Raw genomic sequence first — 7,771 nt, 5'->3', positions numbered from 1 at the left:
TTCTAGGCAAATCCGGAGACACAACACTGAGACACGAGACGAACACACTACGGTGTGGAAGCCATTGATGCCCTGCTTCCAGGAAAAGCCTCTAAGCTTCAGATTACAAGTCATCGTACCCCAAACCGACACAGGTGGTCGGGTAGAGAATACCAAGGCGCTTGAGAGAACTCGGGTGAAGGAACTAGGCAAAATAGAACCGTAACTTCGGGAGAAGGTTCGCTCTTGACAGTGAAGTCCCTTGCGGATGGAGCAGTTGGGAGTCGCAGTGACCAGATGGCTGGGACTGTTTATCAAAAACACAGCACTCTGCAAACACGAAAGTGGACGTATAGGGTGTGACACCTGCCCGGTGCCGGAAGGTTAATTGATGGGGTTAGCGCAAGCGAAGCTCTTGATCGAAGCCCCGGTAAACGGCGGCCGTAACTATAACGGTCCTAAGGTAGCGAAATTCCTTGTCGGGTAAGTTCCGACCTGCACGAATGGTGTAACCATGGCCATGCTGTCTCCACCCGAGACTCAGTGAAATCGAATTCGCCGTGAAGATGCGGTGTACCCGCGGCTAGACGGAAAGACCCCGTGAACCTTTACTACAGCTTGGCACTGAACATTGAACCTACATGTGTAGGATAGGTGGGAGGCTTTGAAGGCGTGACGCCAGTTGCGCTGGAGCCGTCCTTGAAATACCACCCTTGTATGTTTGATGTTCTAACGCAGGCCCATGAATCTGGGTCGCGGACAGTGCCTGGTGGGTAGTTTGACTGGGGCGGTCTCCTCCCAAAGAGTAACGGAGGAGCACGAAGGTTGGCTAATCCTGGTCGGACATCAGGAGGTTAGTGCAATGGCATAAGCCAGCTTAACTGCGAGACGGACAGGTCGAGCAGGTACGAAAGTAGGTCATAGTGATCCGGTGGTTCTGAATGGAAGGGCCATCGCTCAACGGATAAAAGGTACTCCGGGGATAACAGGCTGATACCGCCCAAGAGTTCATATCGACGGCGGTGTTTGGCACCTCGATGTCGGCTCATCACATCCTGGGGCTGAAGTCGGTCCCAAGGGTATGGCTGTTCGCCATTTAAAGTGGTACGCGAGCTGGGTTCAGAACGTCGTGAGACAGTTCGGTCCCTATCTGCCGTGGGCGTTGGATGATTGAAGGGAGTTGCTCCTAGTACGAGAGGACCGGAGTGAACGAACCTCTGGTGTTCGGGTTGTCACGCCAGTGGCACTGCCCGGTAGCTAAGTTCGGAATCGATAACCGCTGAAAGCATCTAAGCGGGAAGCGAGCCCTGAGATGAGTCATCCCTGACCCCTTGAGGGTCCTAAAGGGCCGTTGGAGACCACAACGTTGATAGGTGGGGTGTGTAAGCGCGGCGACGTGTTGAGCTAACCCATACTAATTACCCGTGAGGCTTAACCATACAACACCCAAGAAGTGTTCTGGGCCTTGTAGCGAATGAACGAACTACTCAAATTCAGTGATAGCGACACAGCACACTTGCTAAATCGTTATTCACGTCAGCTTTTCAGATTAAGAATTTGCCTGGCGGCCATAGCGCCGTGGAACCACCTGATCCCTTGCCGAACTCAGAAGTGAAACGCGGTAGCGCCGATGGTAGTGTGGCATTCGCCATGCGAGAGTAGGACACTGCCAGGCACCCAATTAAACGGTGATGTGAAAACACATGACCGGCTGCGAGGATGACACCTCATTGAAGCGGCAGACAATTTAGCAAAAAGCTAACCAGACAGCGGAGCGGTAGTTCAGTCGGTTAGAATACCGGCCTGTCACGCCGGGGGTCGCGGGTTCGAGTCCCGTCCGCTCCGCCACTACTTAAAAAGCCCAGTCTAACGACTGGGCTTTTTTTCGTTTCCGACACCGCACTCCTTTTCCCCAAATTTCCTCTTTTGTCCTCACGCGACTCAGTAAAACACGCAGAGCCAGACTGTGGTCATGTCGGGATGGGTCCATTCCACCCTGTGTTTTTGGCGGGCTGGAATATTGATGTGGTCGCCTGGGCCCAGCTGTACCAGCTGCTGTTGCTGGGTCTGCGGATCGATGAACAGCAGGCTGGCTTCCCCCTGTACTACCAGGATCCACTCATGCTCATCCTGATCGTACCACTCTCCCGGGGCGGTGTGATGGCCGTGGGAGAGGATGCGTTCGATCCGCAGATGGTTGGTGCTGACCAGATCCTGAAAGAGTTCGGTAGGCAGTGGCGAGGGAATATCGTTCAGCAGATTGCGCGTGTGCATGGGTATCTCCCGTCTGACAGTGCGAGTGGTTCTCTGCAGTATAGGAGCGAGCCTGGTGGGTAAAGGTGAGATCCGTGACAGGCAGGCGAGCAAATTCGTGTCCGAACGAGAACGATTACGTCCATTTTGATGAAAAAGTCAGGGAATTCGCTGCAATTCCGACAAATTCTTGCTATTTTGCGCGCCACGAAAGCAAACGATTTCCTTCACACTTTCAGGACAAGTTATGGCAAAGCAAGATATGGCCGCCCAATCAGGGAACGGCGGCTTTTTGGACTCTTATTTTTCCATTTCTGCGCGCGGCAGCAGCGTGCGCCAGGAGTTGCTGGCCGGGTTGACCACCTTCCTGGCCATGGTTTACAGCATCATAGTGGTGCCGAACATGCTGGGCGCCGCTGGTTTTGAACAGGGGCCGGTGTTTGTGGCTACCTGCTTGATCGCCGCCTTCGGCTCTCTGCTGATGGGTCTGTGGGCCAAGCTGCCGATGGCCATCGGTTGCGCCATCTCCCTCACCGCCTTTACCGCTTTCAGCCTGGTGCTGGGGCAGGGGCTGAGCATCCCGGTGGCGCTGGGCGCCATCTTCCTGATGGGTGTTCTGTTCACCCTGATCAGCGTCACCGGCGTGCGTCAGTGGATCCTGGACAACCTGCCCTCCGGCATCGCCCACGGCACCGGCATCGGTATCGGTCTGTTCCTGCTGCTGATCGCCACCAACGGCGTCGGCATGGTGATCAAGAACGAAGGGGCCGGTCTGCCGGTGCAGCTGGGTGAGGTCACCGCCTTCCCGGTCATCATGACGGTGCTGGGCCTGGCTGCCATCTTCGGTCTGGAGCGTCGCAAGGTGCCGGGCGGCATCCTGATGGTGATCATCGCCATCTCCATCCTTGGCCTTATTTTCGACCCGAAAGTGACCTGGCAGGGCTTCTTCGCCATGCCGAGCCTGACTGGCGAGAAAGGCTCCCTGGTGGGCAGCATGGATCTGCTGGGCGCCCTCAACCCGGTGGTCATCCCCACCGTACTGGCACTGGTAATGACCGCGGTGTTTGATGCTACCGGCACCATCCGTGCCGTGGCCGGTCAGGCGGGCCTCATCAACCAGCGTGGCCACATCATCAGCGGCGGCAAGGCGCTGACTGCCGACTCCGTCAGCAGCATGGTGGCGGGCGCCGTCGGTGGTGCTCCGGCCGCCGTCTACATCGAATCTGCCGCCGGCACCGCCGCCGGTGGCAAGACCGGTCTGACCGCAGCCCTGGTCGGCGTGCTCTTCCTGCTGATGATCTTCCTCTCCCCGCTGAGCTATCTGGTACCGGCCTACGCCACCGCGCCTGCGCTGATGTACGTCGGTCTGCTGATGCTGGGCAACGTCACCAAGCTGGATTTCAACGACTCGGTCGATGCGCTCTCCGGCATGCTGTGCGCCGTCTTTATCGTGCTCACCTGCAACATCGTTACCGGCATCATGCTGGGCTTCGTGGCGCTGGTCGTCGGTCGTCTGTTTGCCGCCGAGTGGAAGAAGCTCAACATCGGCACCGTGATCATCGCCGTGGCACTGGTGATCTTCTATGCCGGTGGTTGGGCCATCTAAGGCTCCCGGTTTACGTGAAGGGCTCCTGCGGGGGCCCTTTTTGTTGGCTGTGAGACGGCTAACAGTTTTCCTCATATTGGCTCAGCACTGTTTCAGATTGAAACGCCGACCACCCTTCTGCTGTTTCAGATCCGAACCAAACTTACGGTTATTTTTATCCTGATTTCTGTCGCTAGACTGGCTCCATCAACCATCTGCCTACCCGTGTGGTGGCAAGCCAAGGAGTGAGCCATGAAGAAACTGATCAATGCCGTCGATGCCGTGGTCCGTGAACAACTGATGGGGATGGCAGCCGCCCACCCCGAGCTCAAGGTCCGTATCGAGCCACACTACATCACCCGTGCCGACTCCCCCGTGATGGGCAAGGTGGCGCTGGTCTCCGGTGGCGGCAGCGGCCACGAGCCGATGCACGGCGGTCTGGTGGGCAAGGGGATGCTGGATGGCGCCTGCCCCGGCGAGATCTTTACCTCGCCGACCCCGGATCAGATGTATGAGTGCGGCCAGGCGGTCGACGGCGGTGCCGGCGTGCTGTTTCTGGTGAAGAACTACACCGGGGACGTGCTCAACTTCGAGACCGCGGTCGAGCTGCTGCACGGTGACGGGGTCAAGGTGGGTTTTGCCCTGATCGATGACGATGTGGCGGTCAAAGACAGCCTCTATACCGCCGGCCGTCGCGGTGTCGCCACGACCGTGCTGTGCGAGAAGCTGGTCGGTGCCGCCGCCGAGGCGGGCTACGATCTGGCGCGCTGCGAGGCGCTGGCCCGCCGCATCAACAACCAGAGTCGTACCATTGGCGTCGCTACCCACGCCTGTACCGTACCGGCCGCCGGCAAGCCCTCCTTCACCCTGGCTGACAACGAGATGGAGTTTGGCGTGGGTATCCATGGCGAGCCCGGCATAGCGCGCCGTCCCTTCACCAATCTCGACACCCTGGTGGGTGACATGTTCAATGAACTGGCGGACAACACTCCCTATGGCCGCACCCTGCGTCACTGGGACAGAGTCTCCGGCAGCTGGCAGGAGGAGCACACCTTTATCGAGCCGTTCAACAAGGGCGATCGCGTCATCGCCCTGGTCAACAGCCTGGGCGGTACTCCCATCTCCGAGCTCTACGGCGTCTATGGCCGTCTTGCTACCCTGTGCGAAGAGGGGGGCATCCATCTGGTGCGCAACCTGATCGGCCCCTACTGCACCTCCCTCGACATGACCGGCATCTCCATCACCCTGCTCAAGGTGGATGACGAGCTGATGACCCTGTGGGATGCCCCCGTTCACACCCCGGCCTTGCGCCGTGGCTGCTAAGGAGCCTTCATTCCCATGCTAAGCAAACATCAGATCGTCAACTGGCTGCTCGACTGCGAGCATATCTTCACCGAGCAGCGTGACTACCTCACGGCGCTGGATACCGACATCGGTGATGGCGACCACGGCCTCAACATGCAGCGCGGCTTTACCAAGGTGGCCGAGAAGCTGCCGGCAGTGGCGGACAAGGATATCGGCCAGGTGCTGAAAACCACCGGCATGACCCTGCTTTCCTCGGTCGGTGGCGCCAGCGGCCCGCTCTACGGCACCTTCTTCATCCGGGCCGCGGCCAGCAGCGATGCCTGCCAGAGCCTGACCCTCGGCCAGCTCGGCAAGATGCTGAGCGATGGAGTAGAGGGGATCGTCTCGCGCGGTCGCGCCGAGCCGGGTGACAAGACCATGTGCGATGCCTGGTGGCCGGCCCTGGCCGCCCTGCAGCAGGCGGAGCAGCAAGGCTTGCCGCTGCCCGAGGCGCTGGACAAGGCGGTCGCGGCCGCTGCCGCCGGCACCGAGGCCACCATCCAGATGCAGGCCCGCAAGGGGCGCGCCAGCTACCTTGGCGAGCGCAGCATCGGCCATCAGGATGCTGGGGCCACCTCGACCCTGCTGCTGCTGACCGCCCTGCGTGACAGAGCGAGGTTGTGACATGATCGGAATCGTAGTGGTCTCTCACAGCGCCATGCTGGCAGCCGGCTTGAAAGCGCTGGCCGACCAGCTGGGCAGCCCGGCGAAACTGTTGCTGGCGGCCGGGGTCGATGACCCCGACCACCCCATCGGCACCGACGCCATCGCAGTGATGAGTGCGATTGAAGAAGCGGATGACGGCAGCGGCGTGCTGGTACTGATGGATCTGGGCAGCGCCCTGCTCAGCGCCGAGACCGCCCTCGAGCTGTTGCCCCCGCAGCTGAGTGCCCGGGTGCGGCTCTGCCCGGCCCCGCTGGTCGAGGGTACCCTGGCCGCCGTGGTGGCGGCCGGATCCGGCCTGACGCTGGACGAGGTGGCCGCCGAGGCGCTCGGTGCGTTGGGTCCGAAACAGGCGATGCTGCCGGGCAAGGCGGAGCCGCAGGTCATCGAGGCCGCTCCTGCCCCCGACGACGGCTGGCAGCGCTGCGAGGTGGTGGTGGACAATCCCCACGGCCTGCACGTGCGCCCCGCCGCCCGCCTGGTGGCGGCGCTCAAGCCTTTTGTTGCCGAACTCAGGCTGCAAAAGGAGGACAAAGAGGCCAACCCCCGCAGCCTGACCCGGCTCACCATGCTCAACGTGCGCCAGGGTGACCAGCTCACCCTGCTGGCGCGCGGCGAGGATGCCGAGGCCGCCTTGGCCTGCTTCCAGCAGCTGGCTGCGGAGCGCTTCGGCGACTGACGCCACTGTTTCAAGGCGCTGCACTCGCTCGCTGAGCCGGTGCAGCCCTATTCAAGACGAAGGAGTCCCCGGCACTGCCGCCCCTTCGCCCCTGTTAGTTTCAAAAGATGTCTTATGAACTAGAGAGAGGGATAAAATATGGACCGCATCATCATCAGCCCCAGCAAATACGTGCAAGGCAACGGGGCCCTCGCCAACATCGGCAACTACGTCAAGGCGCTCGGCGCCAAGCCACTCATTCTGGCCGACGCCTTCGTCACCAAGCTGGTTGGCGATACCGTGGCCACCAGCTTCCACGGGGCAGGCATCCAGCCCGAGTTCGACTGCTTCAACGGCGAGTGCTCCCGCCCCGAAATAGACCGGCTGTTGGCGCGCTGCAAGCAGACCCCGTTTGACGTCATCATCGGCATCGGCGGCGGCAAGACGCTGGATACCGCCAAGTCGGTCGCCTTCTACCAGCAGGTGCCGGTGGTCATAGTGCCGACCATCGCCTCCACCGATGCCCCCACCAGCGCGCTGGCGGTCATCTACACCCCGGAGGGGCAGTTCAGTGAATACCTGATGATCCCGACCAACCCCAACATGGTCATCATGGATACCGGCGTGGTCGCCCGTGCCCCGGTGCGGCTCTTGGTCTCCGGCATGGGGGATGCGCTCTCCACCTACTTCGAGGCGCGCGCCAACAAGGTCTCCGGTTGCAAGACCATGGCCGGTGGTGCCTCCACGCTGGCTGCGCAGGCCATCGCCGAGCTCTGCTACAAGACCCTGCTGGCCGATGGTTACAAGGCCAAGCTGGCGGTGGAGCAGGGGCTCTGCACCAAGGCGGTGGAGAACATCATCGAGGCCAACACCTATCTGAGCGGTATCGGCTTCGAGAGCAGCGGTCTGGCCGCCGCCCACGCCGTTCACAACGGCCTGACCCAGCTGGCCGAGTGTCATCACCTCTATCACGGTGAGAAAGTGGCGTTCGGTACCCTGGTGCAGCTGGTGCTGGAGAATGCGCCGATGGCGGAGATCGAAACCGTGTTGGGTTTCTGTCGCGCGATCGGCCTGCCCACCAACCTGCATATGATGGGGGTCAAGGAGCTGGACATGGCACGCCTGATGGAGGTGGCCAAGGCTTCCACCGCGGAAGGGGAGACCATCCACAACATGCCGTTCAAGGTCACCGCCGAGGATGTGCTGGCGGCCATCGTCACCGCCCACCAGCTGGGGCTGTAACCGCGCCAAGGCTGACCTTGCCATATAAAAACGGCCCCGCATCTGCA

6 protein-coding genes, 1 tRNA gene and 2 rRNA genes (1 of these 9 running past the window's edge) are annotated in these 7,771 nt (G+C 60.8%); 8 read left to right on the top strand and 1 reads right to left on the bottom strand.

Annotated features, from left to right (window positions below):
• From R2E40_RS21305 to R2E40_RS21295, 3 genes are all read left to right on the top strand, one after another.
• Nucleotides 1–1,418, top strand: a 23S ribosomal RNA gene (locus R2E40_RS21305); it begins 1,471 nt to the left of the window's first position.
• 121 nt (nt 1,419–1,539) lie between these two features.
• Nucleotides 1,540–1,654 (top strand): 5S ribosomal RNA (rrf, locus tag R2E40_RS21300).
• A gap of 96 nt (nt 1,655–1,750) precedes the next feature.
• Nucleotides 1,751–1,827, top strand: a tRNA-Asp gene (locus R2E40_RS21295).
• A gap of 93 nt (nt 1,828–1,920) precedes the next feature.
• Here the strand turns inward: R2E40_RS21295 and R2E40_RS21290 are convergent.
• Nucleotides 1,921–2,253, bottom strand: a complete 333-nt coding sequence (locus R2E40_RS21290) for a cupin domain-containing protein (protein ID WP_060389724.1) — start codon at nt 2,251–2,253, stop codon at nt 1,921–1,923.
• 226 nt (nt 2,254–2,479) lie between these two features.
• Here R2E40_RS21290 and R2E40_RS21285 point away from each other — a divergent pair, with 226 nt between their 5' ends.
• The 5 genes from R2E40_RS21285 to R2E40_RS21265 all read left to right on the top strand — a co-directional run bounded on the left by R2E40_RS21285 (nt 2,480) and on the right by R2E40_RS21265 (nt 7,724).
• Nucleotides 2,480–3,838, top strand: a complete 1,359-nt coding sequence (locus tag R2E40_RS21285; RefSeq protein ID WP_318164343.1) for an NCS2 family permease — start codon at nt 2,480–2,482, stop codon at nt 3,836–3,838.
• A 231-nt stretch (nt 3,839–4,069) separates the two neighbouring features.
• Nucleotides 4,070–5,140, top strand: coding sequence for a dihydroxyacetone kinase subunit DhaK (dhaK, locus tag R2E40_RS21280; RefSeq protein ID WP_253628026.1), 1,071 nt, complete (start codon nt 4,070–4,072; stop codon nt 5,138–5,140).
• A 15-nt stretch (nt 5,141–5,155) separates the two neighbouring features.
• On the top strand, nt 5,156–5,785 hold the full coding sequence (gene dhaL / locus R2E40_RS21275) for a dihydroxyacetone kinase subunit DhaL (protein ID WP_016352257.1): 630 nt from the start codon (nt 5,156–5,158) through the stop codon (nt 5,783–5,785).
• Nucleotide 5,786: 1 nt separating this feature from the next.
• Complete coding sequence (gene dhaM, locus R2E40_RS21270) at nt 5,787–6,503, top strand: dihydroxyacetone kinase phosphoryl donor subunit DhaM (RefSeq protein ID WP_042067927.1); 717 nt, start codon at nt 5,787–5,789, stop codon at nt 6,501–6,503.
• A 138-nt stretch (nt 6,504–6,641) separates the two neighbouring features.
• Nucleotides 6,642–7,724: a glycerol dehydrogenase gene (locus R2E40_RS21265; RefSeq protein WP_318164342.1), complete on the top strand. Its 1,083-nt coding sequence runs from the start codon at nt 6,642–6,644 to the stop codon at nt 7,722–7,724.
• Nucleotides 7,725–7,771 lie beyond the last annotated feature (47 nt).

The sequence above is a fragment of the Aeromonas sp. CD genome (genome assembly GCF_033349375.1).
Taxonomy (GTDB): Bacteria; Pseudomonadota; Gammaproteobacteria; order Enterobacterales; family Aeromonadaceae; genus Aeromonas; species Aeromonas hydrophila.
Note: the sequence above shows the minus strand (reverse complement) of the source record. Positions and strands in the feature narration are given on the sequence as shown.